This is a genomic window from Streptomyces sp. NPDC048434, assembly GCF_043200375.1.
Taxonomy (GTDB): Bacteria; Actinomycetota; Actinomycetes; order Streptomycetales; family Streptomycetaceae; genus Streptomyces.
In genome coordinates this window covers 215,216-235,681 of record NZ_JBICXQ010000005.1, presented here as the reverse complement: position 1 = coordinate 235,681, position 20,466 = coordinate 215,216, and the positions used below count along the sequence as shown (strand labels likewise).

Annotated in this window: 15 protein-coding genes; 7 read left to right on the top strand and 8 right to left on the bottom strand. The window is 70.7% G+C overall.

Annotated features, from left to right (window positions below):
• Positions 1-117 precede the first annotated feature (117 nt).
• From ACGFWI_RS08525 to ACGFWI_RS08515, 3 genes are read right to left on the bottom strand one after another with little or no spacing between them, the layout of a single operon-like run.
• A complete protein-coding gene (locus ACGFWI_RS08525) occupies positions 118-2,457 on the bottom strand; it encodes an FtsX-like permease family protein (RefSeq protein WP_393905154.1) in 2,340 nt (779 codons plus the stop codon).
• A 3-nt stretch (positions 2,458-2,460) separates the two neighbouring features.
• Positions 2,461-3,222, bottom strand: coding sequence for an ABC transporter ATP-binding protein (locus ACGFWI_RS08520; RefSeq protein ID WP_393905153.1), 762 nt, complete (start codon positions 3,220-3,222; stop codon positions 2,461-2,463).
• Positions 3,219-3,725 (bottom strand): PadR family transcriptional regulator, encoded by a 507-nt coding sequence (locus ACGFWI_RS08515; protein WP_393905152.1) that lies wholly within the window; start codon positions 3,723-3,725, stop codon positions 3,219-3,221. The genes ACGFWI_RS08520 and ACGFWI_RS08515 overlap by 4 nt, the downstream gene beginning before the upstream one ends.
• Positions 3,726-3,897: 172 nt before the next feature.
• Here ACGFWI_RS08515 and ACGFWI_RS08510 point away from each other — a divergent pair, with 172 nt between their 5' ends.
• The 6 genes from ACGFWI_RS08510 to ACGFWI_RS08485 all read left to right on the top strand — a co-directional run bounded on the left by ACGFWI_RS08510 (position 3,898) and on the right by ACGFWI_RS08485 (position 11,687).
• The gene (locus ACGFWI_RS08510) at positions 3,898-5,169 is read left to right on the top strand and encodes an ABC transporter substrate-binding protein (protein ID WP_393905243.1); all 1,272 of its coding nucleotides are present in this window, start codon (positions 3,898-3,900) and stop codon (positions 5,167-5,169) included.
• 206 nt (positions 5,170-5,375) lie between these two features.
• Positions 5,376-7,172, top strand: coding sequence for a glycoside hydrolase family 13 protein (locus tag ACGFWI_RS08505; RefSeq protein ID WP_393905151.1), 1,797 nt, complete (start codon positions 5,376-5,378; stop codon positions 7,170-7,172).
• Between the two features lie 55 nt (positions 7,173-7,227).
• Positions 7,228-8,562, top strand: a complete 1,335-nt coding sequence (locus tag ACGFWI_RS08500; RefSeq protein ID WP_393905150.1) for an ABC transporter substrate-binding protein — start codon at positions 7,228-7,230, stop codon at positions 8,560-8,562.
• An 18-nt stretch (positions 8,563-8,580) separates the two neighbouring features.
• Positions 8,581-9,984, top strand: a complete 1,404-nt coding sequence (locus tag ACGFWI_RS08495; RefSeq protein WP_393905149.1) for an ABC transporter permease subunit — start codon at positions 8,581-8,583, stop codon at positions 9,982-9,984.
• A complete protein-coding gene (locus tag ACGFWI_RS08490; protein ID WP_393905148.1) occupies positions 9,981-10,862 on the top strand; it encodes a carbohydrate ABC transporter permease in 882 nt (293 codons plus the stop codon). Before ACGFWI_RS08495 ends, ACGFWI_RS08490 begins: the two co-directional genes overlap by 4 nt.
• A gap of 270 nt (positions 10,863-11,132) precedes the next feature.
• Complete coding sequence (locus tag ACGFWI_RS08485; protein ID WP_393905147.1) at positions 11,133-11,687, top strand: GNAT family N-acetyltransferase; 555 nt, start codon at positions 11,133-11,135, stop codon at positions 11,685-11,687.
• 99 nt (positions 11,688-11,786) lie between these two features.
• On the opposite strand, the gene ACGFWI_RS08480 is transcribed toward ACGFWI_RS08485, so the two are convergent.
• The 4 genes from ACGFWI_RS08480 to ACGFWI_RS08465 all read right to left on the bottom strand — a co-directional run bounded on the left by ACGFWI_RS08480 (position 11,787) and on the right by ACGFWI_RS08465 (position 16,983).
• Positions 11,787-14,042 (bottom strand): HelD family protein, encoded by a 2,256-nt coding sequence (locus tag ACGFWI_RS08480; protein WP_393905146.1) that lies wholly within the window; start codon positions 14,040-14,042, stop codon positions 11,787-11,789.
• A 217-nt stretch (positions 14,043-14,259) separates the two neighbouring features.
• Complete coding sequence (locus ACGFWI_RS08475; protein ID WP_393905145.1) at positions 14,260-14,829, bottom strand: hypothetical protein; 570 nt, start codon at positions 14,827-14,829, stop codon at positions 14,260-14,262.
• A gap of 286 nt (positions 14,830-15,115) precedes the next feature.
• Complete coding sequence (locus ACGFWI_RS08470) at positions 15,116-15,904, bottom strand: DeoR/GlpR family DNA-binding transcription regulator (protein ID WP_393905144.1); 789 nt, start codon at positions 15,902-15,904, stop codon at positions 15,116-15,118.
• Between the two features lie 38 nt (positions 15,905-15,942).
• A complete protein-coding gene (locus ACGFWI_RS08465) occupies positions 15,943-16,983 on the bottom strand; it encodes an NAD(P)-dependent alcohol dehydrogenase (RefSeq protein ID WP_393905143.1) in 1,041 nt (346 codons plus the stop codon).
• Positions 16,984-17,224: 241 nt separating this feature from the next.
• On the opposite strand from ACGFWI_RS08465, the gene ACGFWI_RS08460 reads away from it, so the two are divergent.
• Positions 17,225-18,574: an MFS transporter gene (locus ACGFWI_RS08460; protein WP_393905142.1), complete on the top strand. Its 1,350-nt coding sequence runs from the start codon at positions 17,225-17,227 to the stop codon at positions 18,572-18,574.
• Positions 18,575-18,588: 14 nt separating this feature from the next.
• Here the strand turns inward: ACGFWI_RS08460 and ACGFWI_RS08455 are convergent, their stop codons facing one another.
• The gene (locus ACGFWI_RS08455; protein ID WP_393905141.1) at positions 18,589-19,983 is read right to left on the bottom strand and encodes a tetratricopeptide repeat protein; all 1,395 of its coding nucleotides are present in this window, start codon (positions 19,981-19,983) and stop codon (positions 18,589-18,591) included.
• Between the last annotated feature and the right edge of the window lie 483 nt (positions 19,984-20,466).

Below are 20,466 nucleotides of genomic sequence, written 5' to 3'. Positions count from 1 at the left end.
TGAAGGTCCCCGACCGATTCCGGTCGGGGACCTCAGCGCGTAAGGCCCGGGGAGTGTGACGACACCCGGAGGGCGCGGGCCTTCCGGATCAGGGCGGGCCGATCCCCATGACCCGCCCTACAGCAGATCGCTGGCCGAGTCCGCGAGCCGGCGCCGGGCCGCGCGGGCGGCGGGCAGGGCCGAGGCGACTGCGGCGATCGTCACCGCGATGGCGATGACCAGCAGCAGGATGGCCGGGGCGGGGCGCTGGGCGATGCCGGTCCCCCAGCCGCTGGTGCGGCCCTGGAGGTTGATGAGCCACTCGGAGGCGAGGAGGCCCAGCGCCGTGCCGGCCAGCGCGGCGGCCAGCGTGATGAACGCGGTGGCCGAGACGATGACGGCGGTGATCTGGCGGGGCGTGAGCCCGACGGCCTTGAGCGCGAGCAGGTCGCGGCTGCGGTCGCGTACGCCGGCACCGACCGTCGTCGCGAGCTCCGCCAGCCCGATCAGAATCAGCACCGCGATCAGGCCGATGGCGACGGCACGGACCGCCGACAGCTGGTCGGCGGGGTTGGGGATCTCGCGCACTTCGAGACGGCCGGCCGACGCCTTGGTCAGGGCGTCGCGCGCCACCGTGGGGTCGGCACCGTGGTGCAGGACCAGGTTGTAGAAGTCCGGGCGGGGTGCAGGAGACGCAGCAGGCGTCGCGCCGGCGGTGTCGTCGTCGCGCAGGGTGTCCAGGGTGGTGGAGATGACCCGGCCGCCGTCCGCGGTTTCGATGTTGCGGCCGACGATGTGGAGGACGTGCGGTCGGCCGGCGACGGTCATCCGGACCCAGTCGCCGACGTGTGCGTCCAGGAGTTCCAGCAGGCCCTGTCCGGCGATCGCTTCGTCGGGACCGCGGGCGGCTCGGCCTTCCACGATGGCGAAGGGGTACGGCTTGGCATCCGTACCGAGTCCACGCAGGGTGATCGTCCCGGTTTGCCCCGGTACGAGCGCCTGCACCTCGGCTCCGGGGTAGGCGGTCATCCGTGGCTGGGAGGTGAGGAGTTGGCGTAGCTCCTGGTCGCCGAGGGTGTCGGAACGCGCGGTGAGCGCCGCGGGCAGGCCGACGTTCTCGGGGTGTGAGGTGAAGCGGTCCAGGGTGGTCCAGGTGCCCAGCGCGATGGTGATGAGCAGCAGTGGGACCGCCAGCCGGGCCACCGCCGCCGACGAGCGCAGCGGACGGTGGAAGGCCCCCCGCCAGCCGAGGACCAGGGCCGGTGGGACCCGGAGGCCGAGCGCCCGCCGGGTGAGGCCGGAGGCTCGGCCGCCGGTGGCCGTGGCGGCGCGGGCGACGGGCACCGGCGGTACCCGCCCGGCGCGCCACGCGGTCAGACAGGTCGCCGAGCCGATGAAGACCACCACTCCGCCGGAGATCACCAAGGACAGCCAGGCGTGCTCGGGAAGCTGCTGCCAGAGGACCATCGCCTCGCCGATCCGGCCGGGGACCAGCGTGCCGAGCACCTGGGTCACCAGTGCCCCGAGGGCGACGCCCAGCAGCGCGAAGCCGAGGTGGAGGGCGAGGAACATGCGGACCACCTGGCCGGGCGTGAACCCGATGGCCTTGAGGATCGAGATGTCCCGCAGATGTCCGCGGATCCGGGTGCTGATCGCGCCGCCCACCGCCAGCGCGGCGGCGAGCAGCGCGCCGAGCCCGAAGAGGCCGAGCAGCCGTCCCAGAAGCTGATTGTCACCCTCGGCTTCGGCCTTGGCCTGCCGCCAGGTGGAGACATCGGTGATCTGATCGGCGCCGAGCAGGGTGACCGCGCGCTGGACGACGTAGTCGGTGTCCGCGGGGTCGGTGAGCTGGAGGCCTATGGTGCGGCCGCGCTGGTCGCGGCCCGCGTCGGAGGCGGCGAGGGTCTTGGGGAGCACCCAGGCCACACCCGGGGATTCGCCCGCGCGGAAGGAGACCTCGGCGGTGTCCGCAACGCCCACCACGCGCAGATGTGCCGCGATACCGCTCAGCACGAGGGAGTCACCCGGCTTGGCCCACATCGCACGGGCCACCGAGCTGTCCAGCACGATGCCCTTGGTGGTACCCGCATCGGTGCCCGGGTCGAGCCAGCGGCCCGCAACGATGTGGGGGGCGGCGGTGGCGGGACGCTTCGCCACGCCGCGCAGCTCCAGTGTTGCCTTGGCGCCGCCGGGCTGGAGGCTCGCGGTGGTGCGGACCGTACGGAAGGGGCCGGAGGTGGCTCGCACCTCGTCCAGTCCGGCGAGCGACCCGGCGGCGGTGCCGGCTTGGGTGTGGATCCATACGTGGGCGCCGGAGGACTGGGTGAAGGCCCGTTGCCAGGGGTCGGTCGCGTAGGCGAACAGTGCGGTGGCCAGCAGCAGCGAGATGGTGATCCCGGCGGTGGCCAGCACGATGAGCACCGCGGCCGGTCGGTGTGCTCTGAGGTGCGCCTGTGTCCAGCGTGCCGCTGCTCGCACGGGTCAGCCCTTGAGCTTGAGTACGTCGGCCACACCGGCCGCGGGGCGGTGCCGGCTGCCGCCGAGGTGGGCATCGTCGGCCACCTGGCCGTCGTAGAAGCTGATCACCCGGTCCGCGGCGCTGGCCATCCTGGCGTCATGGGTGACGAGCAAGATCGTCTGGCCGCGCTGGTGGAAGCGGGCGAGCAGCCGCAGCACCTCCCTGGTGCCCTTGCTGTCCAGGCTGCCGGCGGGCTCATCGGCGAGCAGCAGGCTGGGGGTGTTGACCAGGGCGCGGGCCAGCGCGACGCGCTGCTGTTCGCCTCCGGACAGCTCGCCGGGTGTGCAGTTCTCCTTGCCCGTCAGGCCCAGTTCGTCGAGCAGCTCGGCCCGGTCGGTGCGGGCCTGCCGGGGGGACCTGCCGGCCAGCAGGGCGGGGAGTTCGACGTTGTCGGCGACGCTGAGGTTCGAGACCAGGTTGAAGAACTGGAAGACGATGCCGATGTGGTTGCGGCGCAGCTCCGCCCAGCGTGCCTCGCTGTAGGCGTCGACCTGGCGGCCGTCGAGCCAGAGCGAACCGCTGTCGGGCCGGTCGAGACCGCCGAGGAGGTGCAGCAGGGTGGATTTCCCGGCCCCCGAGGGCCCGGTGACGGCGACGAACTCGCCGCGCTCGATGCACAGATCGACACCCCGCACCGCATGGGCGGGGGCGCCGCCTTCCGGCCGGTGGGTCTTGACCAGGCCGGCTGCCCGGACTATCGGGCCGGACGGCTCGTCCCGGTTCATTCCAACTCCTCTTGACAGCGCTCCAGCCAGTCGAGATCCGCCTGCAGATGCAGCATCGCGCCCTCTATCAGCAGCTGCGCGACCCGGTTGTCCCGGTCCTCGCCCGCCGCGAGTTTCGACAGGTCACGCATGGTGTTGAGGTAGTGGCGGCGCTGCTTGTTGATCAGGGCGACCTGGTCCGCGGTCCCCGTGTGGGGGGCCAGGGCGAGTTTCATGAAGAATTCGTCCCGTACCCGCGGCTCTGCGGTGGATTCCTCGAACCACGCGTCCACCGTTTCGCGTCCCGCCTCGGTGATCCGGTAGATGCGCTTGTTCGGGCGGTCCGACTGCTCGACGTCCTCCCCTTCGATCAGGCGCGCCTTCTCCAGCCTGCCCAGGGTGACGTAGATCTGGCCGACATTTGGCTGAGGGTATGCCGCGCCCAGGAGGTTCTCAAGGGCTTGCTTGAGTTCATAGCCGTGTGCGGGGCCGTTGACCAACAGCGCCAGGAGTGGCAGCCGCACGCTCTCCCTCTCCCTCCCCGCCCTAGTTGACGGTCATCTGAACTCATCCGACTGTGAGCCGGGTCGCCGTCGTATCTTCCTGCAGCATCTAGTATCCCGCATGGCTAACAGGTATACATGGGGCGGGCTGTCGGTCCAGTGTCCCGTCGACGCCTGGTACGAGGAGGAGCCCATGCGGTGGAAGCGTGCCGCGGGAAGGGCTCTCCTGGTCTGCTCGCTGCTGTTCGCGGGCCATGCCGGTGCGCAGGCCGGGGAGCCGGCCGGCGGCTCGGAGGGACGGGGCCCGATCACCCTGGTGACGGGCGGCGACCTCACGGGCTATCTGCGGGGTGTCCTCAACGGCTGGAACGACCGGCACCCGCGCGAGAAGGTGACGCTGGTCGAGCTGCCCGACGCGGCCGACGAGGTGCGGGCGCAGATGGTCACCGAGCTGCGCTCCCACAGTGACCGCTTCGACGTGCTGAACATCGACGTGGCATGGACATCCGAGTTCGCGGCCGCGGGCTGGATCAAGCCCGTGAACGGCGACCAGTTCCCGCTGAAGCACTTCCTTCCCCCTGTGGTGGACACCGCCACCTTCCGGGGGCGGCTCTACGCGGTCCCGTATGTGACCAACGCGGGGCTGCTCTACTACCGCAAGGACGTGCTCGCCCGGGAAGGTGCCCGGCCGCCGCGCACCTGGGCCGAGTTGGAGCGGTTGGCGAAGACGGTCGCACCCAAGTACGGGATGGACGGTTACGCGGGCCAGTTCCTGCCGTACGAGGGGCTGACCGCCAATGTCGGCGAGGCCGTTCAGTCGGCGGGCGGCACGGTGCTCGCGGGCGAGGGCTCGCGCGTGACGGTGGACTCCCCCGCGGCTCGCCGGGGCCTGTCCTTCCTCCTCGACGGGGTGCGCGAGGGCTGGATCCCGCAGCGGGCGCTGGCGTACAAGGAAGAGGAGTCCCGCAAGGCCTTCCAGGACGGCCGGCTGCTGTTCCTGCGGAACTGGCCGTATGCGTACGCGCTGGCCAACGCCCGGCAGTCAAAGGTCGCGGGGAAGTTCGGCGCGGTGCCGCTGCCGGGTCCTGACGGGCCGGGCTCCAGCGCGCTGGGCGGCTCCAATCTTGCGGTCAATGCGCAGTCGCGGCATCAGAAGACCGCCACCGAGCTGATCTCCTATCTGACGACCAAGTCGGTCCAGCGCCGGGTGCTCACCGAGGGCGCGCTGCCACCGGTGTGGGCCGATCTGTACTCGGATCCGAAGCTGGTGCGCCGCTTCCCGTACCTTCCGACGCTCAAGCGGGGCGTCCTGGCGGCCAAGCCGCGCCTCAAGAGCCCGCAGTACGACCAGGTGAGCCTGGCGGTGCAGGCGGTCATGCATGACGCGCTGATCCATCGCCGGAGCACGGATGCCACCGTCGCGCGGCTGACACGGGAGCTGCGGGCCATCGTCGGCCGCGGCTGACCCTCGGCGCTCTCCGCAGTCGCATCCCACCCCAGCTCTACTTACTTGTTAAGTACAGGTGGGCCGCTCAATTCTCCATAATCCGGGCATCTCGCAGCGAGTTTCGACCTTTTCGTTGACACTCGAAAGACATCCCTACTTAACATGCATGCATAACAGCGATTGCAGCCGCACGGCATGCCCATGCAAGAACGGGATCACGGCAGATGCTCATAGCCACGGCAGAGAACGGCTCCTCGGCCGACTCCGCGCCCTCTCCCTCCCTCCCCGGACCGGCCTCCCCGGCGCTCACGCCGGCCGCCACCGGGTCCCCGGACACGGCACAGCGCTGGTGGCGCGATGCGGTGATCTACCAGGTCTACGTCCGCAGCTTCCTCGACAGCACCGGCGACGGCATCGGCGATCTGGCCGGCGTCCGCACGGGGTTGCCGTACCTCAAGAAGCTCGGGGTGGACGGCATCTGGCTCAGCCCCTTCTACCCCTCCCCCCAGCACGACCACGGCTATGACGTCGCCGACTACCGCGATGTGGACTCCGTATACGGCGACCTTGCCGAATTCGACCGCCTGGTGGCCGACGCCCACCGGCTGGGCCTGAAGGTGCTGCTGGACATCGTCCCCAACCACTGCTCCAGCGAGCACCCGTGGTTCCGGGCGGCACTGAAGGACGGGCCGGGCAGCACGGCCCGGTCACTGTTCCACTTCGCCGACGGGCGCGGGGAGGCCGGCGAGCTGCCGCCCAACAACTGGCGGGCCATGTTCGGCGGTCCCGCCTGGTCCCGGGTCACGGAGGCGGCAGGCGCCGAGGGCCAGTGGTACCTCCACATGTTCACGCCCGAGCAGCCCGACCTGAACTGGCGCAACCCCGCCGTGGCCGCCGACTTCGACCAGGTGCTGCGCTTCTGGCTGGACCGCGGTGTCGACGGCTTCCGCATCGATGTGGCCGCCGGGCTGTTCAAGCACCCCGAGCTCCCCGACTCCCCCGACCCCTCGGCCGACGAGCGGACCCGCGACTCGGTCAACCCGCTGGCCTGGAACCAGCCCGAGGTGCACCAGGTGTGGCGCGACTGGCGCGCACTGTGCGAGGAGTACACCGCCCGCGACGGCCACGACCGGCTGCTGGTCGGCGAGGTCTCCGTACGGACACCCGGCGAGCAGGCCGCCTACGTCCGGCCCGACGAGCTGCACCAGGCGTTCTTCTTCCACCTGCTGACCGCGCGCTGGGACGTCGGCACCTTCCGCCGGGTCATCTCCGAGGCGCTGACCGATATCGCGGGCACCGGTTCCACGGTCACCTGGGTGCTCAACAACCACGACCAGGTCCGGACCGTCACCCGCTACGCGGCCGAAGCCGGCGCCGGCGATGGGGGAACCGTCCCGGTGACAGCGCCCGGACGAAGCCTGGAGGAGGCGTCCGGCGGAGGGTTGGGCCCGGCGCGCGCCCGCGCCGCCGCCCTGCTGATGCTGGCGCTGCCCGGCGCCGCGTACATCTACCAGGGCGAGGAACTGGGCCTGCCGGAGGTCGTCGACCTGCCCGACGAGGTCCTGACCGACCCGATCTACCACCGTACGGGCAGCCGGGAGCACATCCGCGACGGCTGCCGGGTGCCGCTGCCCTGGTCCGGACACGCCTCCCCGTTCGGCTTCACCTCCGGTACCGACGCGGCGCGGCCCTGGCTGCCGCAGCCCGCCTGGTTCGCCGACCACGCCACGGACCGGGCGCTGGCCGACACCCGGTCGTTCTGGCATCTGTACCGCGAAGGGCTGCAGTTGCGCCGCAGCCTTCCGCAGCTCGGCGAAGGCACCCTGCGCTGGCTGGATTCCCCGCCCCAGGTGCTGGCCTTCGACCGTGGCGACGGTCTGGTCTGTGCCGTCAACTTCGGCACCGAGCCGGTGCCGGCTCCCGTACCCGGTGTCCCGCTGCTGGCGAGCGGCGACTGCCCCGCAGGAACGCTTCCGGGCTCCACCGCCGCCTGGTGGATGCACGCTCGCGCCCCCCGATAGCCCCACCCCTCTCCCCCTCTCCCCCTCCTCGTCAGTCCTCCGAAGGGAACCCACCATGAGACGACCCTCAGTTCGACACATCCGAGCCGCCGTGTCCGGCTCCGCCGTACTCGGTCTGGCGCTCTGTGCCACCGCATGCGGCGGCACCGTGTCCGCCGGTGGCAAGAAGCAGGAGCTCAACGGCCAGAACGTGACCGTGGCGGGCGTCTGGACCGGCGTGGAACAGCAGAACTTCAAGAAGGTCCTGGACGCGTTCTCCGAGAAGACCGGCGCGAAGGTCACCTTCGCCTCCACCGGCGACAACGTCTCGACCGTCATCGGCAGCCAGGTCGAGGGCGGCAACGCCCCCGATGTGGTGATGGTCCCCCAGGTCGGTGTGCTCCAGCAGTTCGCCAAGAAGGGCTGGCTGGCTCCCCTGTCGGCGGAGATCGGCGCCGAGGCCAAGAAGAACTTCGCGCAGGTGTGGAAGGACTACGGCACGGTCGACAAGACCTACTACGGCCTGTATTTCAAGGCCTCGCACAAGTCGACCGTCTGGTACAGCCCGGAGGCCTTCAGCCAGGCCGGGGTCACCCCCGCGAAGACATACCAGGAGCTGCTGAAGTCGGGCCGTACGCTGTCCGACTCGGGCGTGCCGGCCTTCTCCGTCGCGGGCGAGGCGGGCTGGCCGCTGACCGACTGGTTCGAGAACATCTACCTCTCCCAGGCCGGTCAGGAGAAGTACGACAAGCTCGCCGCCCACAAGATCCCGTGGACGGACCCCAGCGTGGTCAAGGCACTCACCGCGCTCGGCAAGCTGTTCAGCGACAAGAACCTGGTGGCGGGCGGCGGTTCGGGCGCGCTGCGCACCGACTTCCCCGAGTCCGTCCAGCAGGTCTTCGGCCCGGAGCCGGGGGCGGCCATGGTCTACGAGGGTGACTTCGTCAGCGCCCTGGTCACCGATGAGCTCCACAAGGAGGTCGGCAAGGACGCCAAGTTCTTCCCCTTCCCTGCGGTCGACGGTGGCAAGGCGCCGGTGGTCAGTGGCGGCGACGCCGCGGTGGTGCTCAAGGCAGGGAAGAACAAGAAGGCCGCGATGGAGCTGGTGAAGTATCTGGCCACTCCCGAGGCGGCCGGCGTCTGGGCCAAGGCGGGCGGCTATATCTCGCCCAACAAGAAGGTGCCCGCCGACGCGTACCACGATGAGGTCGCCCGCAAGGCCGCCCGGTCGCTGACCGGCGCCGGGAACTCCGTGCGCTTCGACATGTCCGACCAGGCCCCCGCGGCGTTCGGCGGAACCCAGGGCGCCGGCGAGTGGAAGCTCCTCCAGGACTTCCTGCGCGACCCCTCGGACCCCGAAGGCACGGCCCACAAGCTCGAGGCCGCCGCGGCCAAGGCGTACGGAAAGTAAGGACCAAGGGCCCGACCCATGCCTGTCACCACTCCCGCGGTGCCGCCCGCCACCACGCGCGGCACCGCGCCCCTCCCCCCGGGCGGCACGCCCGGCAGAGCAACCGACCCCATGCGGCGCGCCGCCCTGCGCCGTCGCCGGATCGCCGCGGTGTTCCTGTTTCCCGCACTGTTGCTGCTGGGCGCCCTGGTCGCGTACCCCATCGTGTTCTCGGTCGTCCGCAGCCTGTACGACGCCTCGGGCAACACCTTTGTCGGCGCCGGCAACTACTCCGCGATGTTCCAGGACCCCGCCACGCTGCGGGCCATCCGCAACAGCGCGATCTGGGTCGTCTTCGCCCCCGCGCTGCTGACCGGACTCGGTCTGGTCCTCGCCGTCCTGACCGAGAAGATCCGCTGGAAGACGGCGTTCAAGCTGCTGATGTTCATGCCCATGGCGATCTCCTTCCTCGCCGCGGGCATCATCTTCCGACTCGCCTACGAGCAGGACCCGCAGCGCGGTGTCCTCAACGCGATCACCGTCGGCGTCCACGACAAGGTCGAGAGGGAGTCCACCTCCTTCCCCACCGCCAAGGCGCGCCTCGGCGACAAGCGGCTGACCAAGGGCCACGACGGCTCCTACCGCACGGCGCACCGCACCGGCCCGGGAAACACCGTCAACCTCGGACTGGTCGGCGTCGCGCCCAAGGACATGCCGTCGCAGGCACGGCCCGCCGCACAGGCCGCCACGTCCCCGGCCGGCGACGGTGAACTGCGCGGTGTGGTCTACCTCGATTTCACCCCCGGCGGTGGCGGCGCCCCCGGCAGGGTGGACCGCGCCGAGCGCGGACTGCCGAAGCTCTCCGTCGAGGCGGTCGACTCCCGCGGCAAGGTGGTGGCCACGGCCACCACCGCGGCGGACGGCTCCTACCGCCTGCCCCATCTGGCTCCGGGGTCCTACGCCGTCCAGCTCCCCGCCAAGGATTTCGCCGCTCCCTACGAGGGCATCTCCTGGCTCGGCCCGGCCCTCATCACCCCCGCCATCATCGGCGCCTATATGTGGATCTGGACCGGCTTCGCGCTCGTCCTCATCGGCGCGGGACTCTCCTCCATGCCGCGTGACGTCCTGGAGGCCGCCCGGGTGGACGGCGCGAACGAGTGGCAGGTCTTCCGCAGGATCACCGTTCCGCTGCTCGGGCCGGTCCTCGGCGTGGTGTTCGTGACGATGGTGATCAATGTGATGAAGGTCTTCGACCTCGTCTACATCATCGCCCCCGGTCCCGTGCAGCAGGACGCCAATGTCCTGGCCCTGCAGATGTGGCTGGTCTCCTTCGGCGGCGGCAACAACCAGGGCCTCGGCAGCGCCCTCGGTGTCCTGTTGCTGCTCCTGGTGGTCCCAGCCATGGCCCTCAACATCCGACGCTTCCGCAGGAGCCAGTCATGACCACCGTCCCCGGAACCGCCGCGCACCGCAGGCGGACGACGGCACGGCCGGTGAAGCGCATCAGCCGCGGCGCGATCCAGCTGTTCCTGCTCGTCATCGGCCTGGTCTGGCTCACCCCTGCCGCCGGGCTCTTCCTCTCCTCCCTGCGTACGGAGGAGAAGAACGCGAGCAGTGGCTGGTGGACCGCTCTCACCGCGCCCGGCCAGCTGTCGCTGGACAACTACACGGCGCTGCTGAAGGACTCGGGCATCGTCCAGGCGTTCTGGAACACCGTGCTGATCTCGGTGCCCACCACCCTCGCCGTGGTCGTGATCGCCGCGCTGGCCGGGTACGCCTTCGCCTGGATGGACTTCCCCGGCCGGGACTGGATCTTCCTGGTGGTGGTCGCGATGCTGGTGGTGCCGGTCCAGATCGGGCTGCTGCCGGTGGCCAAACTGTTCGGTGCACTCGGGCTGTTCGGCTCCATCCCCGGCGTGGTCCTCTTCCACACCGCCTACGGCCTGCCGTTCGCCATCTTCCTGCTGCGCAACTACTTCGCGGAGATCCCCAAGGAGATGCTGGAGGCCGCCCGGATGGACGGCGGCGGGGAGTGGCGCATCTTCTCCCAACTGGTGCTGCCGCTTGGCCGCCCCGCCATCGCCAGCCTGGCCATCTTCCAGTTCCTGTGGGTCTGGAACGACATGCTGGTCGCGCTGCTCTTCGCCGACAACGAGTCGCAGCCGCTGACGGTGGCACTCCAGTCGCAGATGAGGCAGTTCGGCAGCAACATCGGCGTCCTGGCGCCGGGCGCCTTCCTGTCCCTGATCGTCCCGCTGATCGTGTTCTTCGCCTTCCAGCGGCACTTCGTGCAGGGGATCATGGCGGGTTCGGTCAAGTAGTCCATCCGCCGGTGGTGCGGTAACCGGGCCGTCCGGAGGGGCCGTTGAGGCGCGGGCGGGTCCGGCCGTCCGCGCCTGCCGGTGGCTGACGCCGTATGTATCGTTCTTGATCATGAGTACCGCGCTCGTCGTCGCCTCGCTCTCGACCTGGACATGTCCGGGCTCGAGGGCTGATGACGAGAGAATTCTTCCGCAGCGGTCCGAATCGGCACTGGTACGGGACGGCATTATTCGATCGTCTCCCGGACCTGAGCGGGTTAGGTTGGCGCGATGTCTGAACTGCGAACCGAGCGCCTGCTGCTGCGTGCCTGGCGGCATTCCGACCTTGCGCCCTGGGCGGCGATGAATGCCGATCCCGAGGTCCGTCAGCACTTCCCGGATGTCCTGACGCCTGAGCGGAGCGCGGCGTCCGTCGCTCGTTTCCAGGCCGATCTCGATGAGCGCGGCTGGGGGTGGTGGGCGGTCGAGGTGCGCGCCACAGGGGAGTTCATCGGATTCACCGGGCTGGATCCGGTGGAGGAGGACCTGCCCTTCACCGGCGTGGAGGCCGGATGGCGGCTGACCCGGTCGGCCTGGGGGCAGGGTTACGCCACCGAGGCCGCCGAGGCCGCCCTGGACTTCGGCTTCACCGCCCTCGGCCTGCCGGAGATCCTTGCGGTGACGACCGCCACCAACCTCCGCTCCCAGGCCGTGATGCGCCGCATCGGTATGGCCCGCGACCCCGCCGACGACTTCGACGATCCCGGCGTGCCCGACGGGCCGCTGCGCCGGATCGTGGTGTACCGGATCTCCGCCGGAGCGCAGCGGGCCAAGAAGCGAGCGTAAGGCCGGGCCGCGGTGCGGTCCGCAGGCCACGCCCGGCCCGTCAACTGCGGCTCACCCGGGGCGCCGCATCTCGCCGTACGGCGCCCCGGCAGCGTGCGGTCACCGGCCGGCGGGGGCGGCGTCCGGCGTCGGCAGCGTCTCCAGTCCCGCCGGCAAGGGCGTCGAATGTATGACGCCGAGCCGTTGCGTCGCCCGGGTGAGCGCGACGTAGAGGTCGCTGGCCCCGAGTTCCGCCGGTTCCACCACGATCACCGTGTCGAATTCCAGCCCCTTGGCCTGCCGTGGGTCGATCAGTACCACCGGGCTGGTCAGATCCGGGGAGGAGCCGGCGGAGGCGGCCGGGAGGGCGGCCGAGAGAGCCTCGTGGCGGGAATGGGGGGCGATCACGGCGAGGCGGCCTTCCCCGTCGGTCTCCCGTGCGACGGCCTCGGCGACGGCGCGCGCGAGGTCGTCGGTACGGTGCGCCCATGGGCGCACGCCGGTGGACCGGATCGAGCGCGGCGGTTCGAAGGCGGGGTCCGTGGCCCGCGGCACCTGCGCCGCGACAGCCATGATCTCGCTCGGCGTGCGGTAGTTGACCCCGAGCCTGACGTGCTGCCAGCGGTCACCGGCGTACGGCGCAAGGATGGTCTCCCACGAGCCGCAGCCGCCCGGCTCGGCGGTCTGTGCCGGGTCGCCGACCAGAGTCATCGAGCGGGTGGGGCAGCGGCGCATCAGCAACCGCCACATCATCGCGGACAGCTCTTGTGCCTCGTCCACGATGATGTGGCCGAACGCCCAGGTCCGGTCGGCCGCGGCGCGTTCGGCGGCGGTGCGGTGGTCGGCCTCCTCGTGCCGGTCGGCGAGCCGTTCCGCGTCCAGCAGGTCGTGCGCGGCCAGCACCTCCGACTCGTCATCCGCGCGGTCCTCGAACTCCTGGGTGCGGGAGCCGTAGGAGAGTTCGAGCACGCCGTGGGCATACTCGATCTGCTCCTGTCGTGCCGCCTCGGCGGCGGCGCGGGCCGCCGAATCGTCCTCGCCGAGGAGTTCGGCGGCCTCGTCCAGCAGGGGAATGTCCGCGGGGGTCCAGTCGCCGTCCGCGCGGCGGATCTTGTCCGCGTCGGTGTCCGGGAGGTGGGCGGGGGCGGCGAGGAAGTCGGCGACCAGCCGCTGTGGTGTGAGGACGGGCCACAACTCCTCGATGACGCGGTGCACTTCGGGGCTGGTGGCGATCGCCTTGCCGAGCTGGGCGAGGTCATCGGGGCCGAGGAAGTTCGGCCCGCCGAAGGGGTCCGCACCGAGCCGGTCGGCCACTTGCGCGGTGAGTGCGTCGATGATGCGGAACGCGAAGTGGGGACGGGCGAGGTTGTGCGGCAGCTTGGTCTCGCGGGCGAGGAGCCGCGCCTCGTGCGCCATGGCCGCGTCGAGCCGCAGCTCGCCGTCCTCGTGGTCGATCACGATCTCGGGGTCGGGCAGGGTCTGCCGCTCCCGTACGCATTCCGCCAGCGCGTCCGCCATCGCCGCACCGCCCTTGATCGCGGCGGCTTCGGCGGTATCGGTTCCGGTCGCGGTCACGCCCGGGAAGAGCTCACCGGGTGTGGCGAGCAGGACGCCCGTCTCGCCGAGCGAGGGCAGCACCTCCTCGATATAGCTGAGGAATGCGGGGTTGGGACCGACGATCAACACGGCGCGGCGGGCCAGCAGTTCACGATGCGCATAGAGCAGGTACGCCGCGCGGTGCAGCGCGACGACGGTCTTGCCGGTGCCGGGCCCGCCCTCCACGACGAGAATGCCGTGGTGCGGGGCGCGGATGATCGCGTCCTGCTCCGCCTGGATGGTCTGCACGATGTCGTGCATCCGTCCGGTGCGCGCCGCGTCCAGCGCGGACAGCAGTACGGCGTCCGCGTCGGCGCCCTCGTGTCCGGTGCGTACGGTGTCGGCGAGGTCGAGGATCTCGTCATGGAGGGCGGTGACCCGCCGGCCCTCCGTGGTGAGGTGGCGCCTGCGGCGCAGCCCCATCGGGGTGTGCCCGGTGGCGAGGTAGAACGGGCGGGCGACCTCGGCCCGCCAGTCGATGACCAGCGGGGTCCGGTCCGCGTCGTCGCGCCGGATTCCGATGCGGCCGATGTGGTGATCGTGGCCGTCCCGGAATACCAGCCGGCCGAAGCACAGGCCGTTCTCGCCGGCGTCGAACGCGGCCAGCAGGCCCGAGTGCTCGGCCACCAGGACATCCCGCTCCAGCCGCGCCTGGGCATTGTTCCCGCCCAGCGGCAGGGCTTCATTCACCGCTGTCTCGGCACCGGCCCGAAGTTCGGCGAGGCGTTCATAGAGCAGATCAATGAATTCCTGCTCGTGCCGCAATTCCTCGTTTGACAATTCAGCTCCGCTCGGATATAGTTCGGAATGAAGTTGGGCTTACTTCCCGTATCAGTGAAGACACAGAAGCCCTCAATATACACAGAGAAATACCCCGGCCGTCAATTCGGACCGGGGTATTTTTCTGTGTGCCGCCGGAGCTTTTACCCGAGAGTCAGGCGGGTCGCCTCGCCCCTTTCCGCGGAGCCGGGCGGGCGGCCCTAGGCGATGCGGCGGGTCACCACGTGTGGGCGACGTCCACGATCAGCTCATGACCGGACTGGAGTACCCGGAACGGCAGCTTGGCGCGCAGCCCCAGGCCGACCTGGGTCTGCCCCTCGAAGCTCGCCCCGAACTTGGTGTCCTTGAACGTCTTGTATCCGGTGAGGTTCACCCCCGGCAGCGGCTTGCCGGCCGTTGCGGCGTAGGTCTGCTTGCCGGTTGCCGGGTCGTGGCTGGGCGCGGACACATAAATCTGCAGGATGGCGCCACCCTTGACGGGTATCCGCTCGCCCGAGCCGTCCTGATGGAACGCATCGACGTACCCGACGTGGTAGCCGAGCTTGCCGGTTGCGCCGCCGATGTCGAAGACCATCCGGTCGTAGCAGGTGGTGTGGCTGGTCTTGATGTTCTTCAGCGGCTTGCTGTTCGCGTCCGTCGCCGACTTGCCTGCACTGCCCCAGGCGGTCGAGCAGGCCGCGGGGGCCTTGCCCGCCGGGCCGGTCGCGGCACCGGCCACTCCGGCCGCGCCCGCCACCCCGGCGCCCGCCAGCACGAGCGCCGCGGCCATTGTCCCCAACCGTCGCATGAATAACCTCCAGAGAAGAGTGCGTACAGGTGCGCGCAGTAGGACGGTCGGAGTTGCGGGGGCGTTGTCCGTCGGACGGCTTTTGGCCGACGACAGGGCCAAGTTGTCGCGAAATCGAAGCTGTTGATCAGTCGGCGCTTCCCTACCGGTCGGTGAGGCGGCGCACTCGGGTGGCGACGCATGCTGACAGGCTTGCTCGCCCCGTGACCGGAGTTGCCGTGCTCTGCGCCGAAGTGAGCGCGGGGGCCGCCCCCGCACGCACCGGCAGTACGGCGCCGCGGCGCCCTCAGGCGTCGGCCACGTCCACGGTGATGCCTCTGCGGCGCAGTTCGGCGAGCTCCCCGGACGGCGCGCCGCGGTCGGTGACGACCCGGTCGTAGCGGGCGATGTCGCTGTAGGCATGTGTGGCGGTCTTGCCGAACTTGGTGTGGTCCACCAGCAGCAGCGACCGCTGTGCGCAGTCCAGCATGGCTTCCTTGACCTCGGCGTAGTCGCGTAGGGGGTGGAAGAGCCGGCCGCCGAGCACGGACACCGCGGACATCACCGCGAGGTCGGCGTGGATACGGCCGAGGGCGCGGAGCACCTCGGGGCCGACGCAGGAGCCGAACTCGCCTCGGTAGCGGCCGCCGAGGAGGGTGACGTCGGCGCCCGGTGTCTCGTCGAACAGCCGGGCCACACCGAGGGAGTTGGTGACCACGGAGACCGCCTCGGTTCGCGCGATGCGGGCCGCGAGCGGGAACACCGTGGTCGAGTCGTCCAGCACGACGGTGCTGCCGGGCCGGATCTCGTCGGCGACGGCGGCGCACAGCGCCTCCTTCACCGAGTGGTTCACGCCGATGCGGAAGCGGGTGGCGGTCTCCATGGTGAGGGTCGGGAACGGCGCGGCCCGGCCGCGCTCCTTGCGCAGCAGCCGGCGTTCGGCGAGCTGGTCCAGATCGCGGTGCATGGTCGCGAGGCTGACCCCGAAGTGTCTGGCCAGTTCGTCGATGCGTACTTCTCCGTGCTCGACGACATGGGCCAGTACGTCCTGCCGTCGCCGGTCGACCTCGGCCAGCGACGACCGTGTGGAAGCCATCGGGGCCGCCCCTTTCCGGTCGGACAGCGGCAGCGCGCCTACCGCTGCGGGTAGATGACGGCCTTCACAGCAGTCGCGTCATGGGTGGCGACGGTCAGTGCGCTCTCGGCCTCGGCAAGACCGTAACCGTGCGAGACGAGGGAGTCGAGCCGGACCCTTCCCGACTCCACCAGGGCCGCCGCGGTGGGCCAGGTATGGGCGTAGCGGAAGGTACCGGTCAGCTCCAGTTCGTAGTTCTGCACCCGGCTCACGGGCAACGGCACCTCGGCGCCGCCCATACCGATGAGCACCACCCGCCCGGCCCGGCCGACGGTGCGGATCGCCTCGCTGCTCACGGCGGGCACGCCGGAGCACTCCAGGAGGACGGTGGGGGTGTACTCCGCCTCGGGCAGCGGGGTGCGGGAGACGTCGACGGCGGTGGCGCCGGTGGCCCTGGCGAGGTCGAGGCGGTGCGGGAGCACGTCGGTGACCAGTACGTCGCGCGCACCGAAGGCCCGTGCGGTCTGGGCGGCGACCAGGCCGATGGGCCCGGCGCCGGTGATCAGCACGCGGTCGCCGGGGGCGACGCGGGCCTTGCGGCAGGCCCAGACCGCCACGGACAGCGGTTCCAGCAGGGCGGCCTCCTCGACGGTGAGGGATGCGGGCACCTCGTGGGCGAAGTCCTCACGCACGGCCAGGTATTCGCAGAAGGCACCGTCGACCGGCGGTGTGGCGAGGAAGCGCATGTCCGGGCACAGGTTGTAGCGGCCCGGTCGGCATTCCGCGCAGCTGCCGCAGGGCGTGCCGGGCTCGATGGACACCCGCCGCCCCATCCGGCGTGCGTCGACGCCCGGACCACAGGCGACCACCGTGCCGGCGGCCTCGTGCCCCAGCACGAGCGGCTCGCGTACGACGAAGTCGCCGATGCGCCCGTGCCGGTAGTAGTGCACATCCGAGCCGCAGGTCCCGACCGCCTCGACACGGACCAGGACCTCACCCGGACCGGGGGCGGGAACGGGGCGTTCCTCGATGCTCAGCTGCTCGGGTCCGTGCAGTACGGCGGCACGCATGGTGGCGGGAATCCCGGATGTGGCGGTCATGGCGGGCTCACGGCTCCCTCGGGGTGCAGGGGTGGGGCGGGGGCGTTGCGCGATCCGGCTCCGGGCCGGTGCGCGCCCCTTGGGTTCGGCACGGTACCGCCTCTTTTTTTATCAGAGGAGTCTTGACTTCGCACAAAATATGAGAAGACTTGCGTCGGCTCACCCTCTGCCCGCGTACGCATGCGTCGGTGCGCCCCACCCCTTTGCTCACCCGATCAAGATCAACCCGCTTGGAGAGTCCATGAGCAGCCCCGCTCGCCCTCGAACGGCGCGGACACCGGCCACCGGCCCTCCGCCGGCCGTCCGCAGCCACTCCCGATGCGCCCGCCTGGGCATACCTCCGGCTCTGACCTGGGGATTCGTGGGAGTGCTGCTGTTCATGACCGGCGACGGCGTGGAGACCGGATTCTTCTCGAAGTACCTGGCCGACCAGGGCCTGGCCAAGGCCGATGCGGCGGTGGTCATCGCCGTCTACGGCATCACGGTCGCCGTCGGCGCCTGGCTCTCGGGAGCCCTCTCGGACCTGTGGGGACCACGCCGGGTGATGACCGCCGGCTTCGCCGTCTGGCTCGTCTTCCAGCTGCTCATGCTGACCGTGGCGCTGCCCGCCATGAACTATCCGTTGCTGCTGCTCATCTACGGGCTGCGCGGGTTCGGATACCCGCTGTTCGCCTACGGGTTCCTGGTGTGGGTCACCGCGGCGACGCCGCCGCAGCGGCTGGGAACGGCGGTCGGCTGGTACTGGTTCGCCTTCACCGGCGGCCTGCCGACCCTTGGCTCACTCGTCGCCAGTGCCACGATCCCGCTGGTCGGCGCCTACGACACCTTGTGGTGCGCGCTCGGCCTGGTGATGCTCGGCGGCCTGCTCGGCCTGCTGCTGGTGCGTGAGCCCACCGGCCGGACCGGACTCGCTCCGGACCGCGGGCGTCCGCTCGCGACACTGGCGGGCAGTGTCTCGATCATGCGGCGCCGCCCACGCGTGGCCATCGGAGCCGCGGTGCGCGTCTTCAGCACCGGTTCCCAGTTCGGTTTCCTGGTCTGTCTGCCGTTCTTCTTCACCGAGACGGTCGGCTTCAGCACCTCGGCCTGGCTGCGCCTGCTCAGCGTGATGTTCGCCGCGAACATCTTCGCCAACCTGTTCTTCGGAGCCGTCGGCGACCGCCTCGGATGGCAGCGCACCATGACCTGGTTCGGCGCCGTGGCCTGCGCGGTCACCTGCCTGGCGCTGTACTACGTACCGGTCGTGGCCGGCCCGCACTTCGCCGCCGCAGCGGTGGCCGCCGCCCTCTACGGCATCGCCCTCGCCGGCTATGTGCCGATCTCGGCGCTGGTCCCGGCACTGGCACCACGCCACAAGGGCCAGGCCATGTCCGCACTCAATCTGGGCGCCGGTGCGAGCACCTTCGCCGGGCCCGCCATCGTCGCCCTCGCCCTGGGCCCGGTCGGTGTGGAGGGCATCGTCTGGATCTTCGCCGCCCTGCATCTCGCCACCGCCGTCGCCATCCGATTCCTCGAACCCGACCCGGAGTTCACGGCGCCTGACGTCCCGCCGGCCGTCGATGACGCGGGCCTGCCCGCAGAACGTCACTGACCTCGCGGCACCACTCAGCCCGACGCCTGCGCGACGGCGCGGGCGCGGGCGGCCGCCGCCCGCGCCGGGTCGCCGAGCTGATCCTCGAGCCGGGCCTTGGCCGACCAGTTGTACGGGCAGACCGGGCGCAGGTGGATACGTTCGCTGAGCAGGGTCCGCGCCAGGTCGGCGCGGCCGGCCCGGAGGGATGCTTCGACGAGGGTGCGCTGGATCGCGTCCCGCTGGGCGTGACTGCCGCCGAAGGTATTCAGACGGTGGCGGACGGGCAGCAGCTGATCGACGGCCCGGCCGTATTCCTGCTGCCCGTAGGCGATCAGTGCGCGGCAGACGGGCAGTCCGACCTCGGCCGTCATGGCGTGGTTGGACACGCCGGACTCCGCCGCCACCCAGTTTTCCCGGTCCTGGACGAGGCGCCGCGCCTGGGCGAAGCGGCCTGCTCCCACATAGGCCATGACGGCGTGTGCGTCGTTGAAGGCATAGTGCGGGCCGTCCTGGCGGCTCTCCCAGGCGTCGGCGAGCCGGGCCCAGCGTGCACTCTGTTCGTCCTGCGCCAGGTACAGCCGCCACAACAGGGCCGCGGCGTCCAGCAGTTCCATCGCGACACCGGCCGAGGCGTCGTGGTGGAGCGCGGAGTCGTAGATCTCCAGGACCCGGGCGGTGTCACCGAGCTCCAGTGTGTAGAGGGCGTAGTGCCACCAGTTGTGGACGGTGAGCAAGCTGCCCTGGGCCCAGTCGTCCGTACGGGCGTCGAGAAAGCGGATCCCGTCCGTGAAGCGTCCCCGCATCTCGTAGGTGTGCACCACGCCGTGGATGCCCCACACGTCGCCCGGATGCTGCGCAAGGGCCGCCAGCCCGACCTCCTCCGCCCGTTCGTAATGGCCCGACTCCTCCAGGCCGAACGCATACATGCCGAGCAGTGGCCCGTGGTGGGGGTCGTCCTCGTCCCAGACGTCCAGTGCTCCGCCGACCCGGTCCCGGAGGCGCTGGGCGTCCCCGGTGAGGAAGTCGCGCTGGTGCCCCGCGAACAGTGCCAGCACATCGCGCGGGAAGGCGACGGTGAGGTCACCGAGGGTGCGGCCGGCACCGTGAAGGTCACCGTCCAGCCATGCCGTTGCGGCGGCAACATGCATACGTTCCCGGGGCGTCAGCCGCTCGGTGTCGAGGCCGGAGCGGAAGCGGACGAAGCGGTCCCGGGCCGCGGCGGCGTCCTTCTCCTCGGTGCCCAGCACCCCCAGATAGGCGGCCAGCGCCTGCCCCATCACCGACCGCGGCGAGGCCGCCAGTACCGCCTGCGACGTCTCCGCGATCCGGGGCCGGAAGAACAGCAAGTCGTCCAGCGCCTGTTCGTAATGGCCGAGGGCCTCGGCGCCGGTATCGCTCATCGGGTGCCCGTGTCGGTCCGCTGTCATGGTGACTCCTGCGGGGTGAATAAGGGGGATGGACGGGGCGGGTGGGGCCAGCCGGGCGACGCCAGGCACACCCCTTGCGGTGCCGGGCCGCTCCGCCGTCGGCAGCCTCCTCATGTCTACCCCCTCCACGGCACGAGCCGCGAGGACATGCCTCTCATGGCGCCATGATCCTCCCCCGGAGAAACCCGGCAGCACCCCACACGGCTGACGGCAGCGCACCGCCGGGACCGGTGTGCGCGAGAGCGCGGCGGCCGGCCGGCGGGGGACCGTCCGCCGCGGTGCCTGCCCGGCTTCGCACCGCCGCGGAAACGTCCGCTTCATCTGCGAAGACGTTGCGGGAAACACGCGCTCCCTAAGGTCCCCGCCATGGACACAGGACCGGATACGCAGTCCGCCACCTCACTGCGCCCACCGGCACATGCGCCTCACGGCCGAGGGTGCCGGGGGCTGCTGCCCCCGGCAACGGCCTCGGCCGTCGAGCCG

What these genes read in the sequence shown, in the direction of transcription:
- ACGFWI_RS08485 (WP_393905147.1), top strand. Translation starts at nt 11,133, where the DNA reads ATGTCTGAACTGCGAACCGAGCGCCTGCTGCTGCGTGCCTGGCGGCAT.
- ACGFWI_RS08505 (WP_393905151.1), top strand. Translation starts at nt 5,376, where the DNA reads ATGCTCATAGCCACGGCAGAGAACGGCTCCTCGGCCGACTCCGCGCCC.
- ACGFWI_RS08520 (WP_393905153.1), bottom strand. Translation starts at nt 3,222, where the DNA reads ATGAACCGGGACGAGCCGTCCGGCCCGATAGTCCGGGCAGCCGGCCTG.
- ACGFWI_RS08475 (WP_393905145.1), bottom strand. Translation starts at nt 14,829, where the DNA reads ATGCGACGGTTGGGGACAATGGCCGCGGCGCTCGTGCTGGCGGGCGCC.
- ACGFWI_RS08500 (WP_393905150.1), top strand. Translation starts at nt 7,228, where the DNA reads ATGAGACGACCCTCAGTTCGACACATCCGAGCCGCCGTGTCCGGCTCC.
- ACGFWI_RS08470 (WP_393905144.1), bottom strand. Translation starts at nt 15,904, where the DNA reads ATGGCTTCCACACGGTCGTCGCTGGCCGAGGTCGACCGGCGACGGCAG.
- ACGFWI_RS08495 (WP_393905149.1), top strand. Translation starts at nt 8,581, where the DNA reads ATGCCTGTCACCACTCCCGCGGTGCCGCCCGCCACCACGCGCGGCACC.
- ACGFWI_RS08510 (WP_393905243.1), top strand. Translation starts at nt 3,898, where the DNA reads ATGCGGTGGAAGCGTGCCGCGGGAAGGGCTCTCCTGGTCTGCTCGCTG.
- ACGFWI_RS08455 (WP_393905141.1), bottom strand. Translation starts at nt 19,983, where the DNA reads ATGACAGCGGACCGACACGGGCACCCGATGAGCGATACCGGCGCCGAG.
- ACGFWI_RS08465 (WP_393905143.1), bottom strand. Translation starts at nt 16,983, where the DNA reads ATGACCGCCACATCCGGGATTCCCGCCACCATGCGTGCCGCCGTACTG.
- ACGFWI_RS08490 (WP_393905148.1), top strand. Translation starts at nt 9,981, where the DNA reads ATGACCACCGTCCCCGGAACCGCCGCGCACCGCAGGCGGACGACGGCA.
- ACGFWI_RS08460 (WP_393905142.1), top strand. Translation starts at nt 17,225, where the DNA reads ATGAGCAGCCCCGCTCGCCCTCGAACGGCGCGGACACCGGCCACCGGC.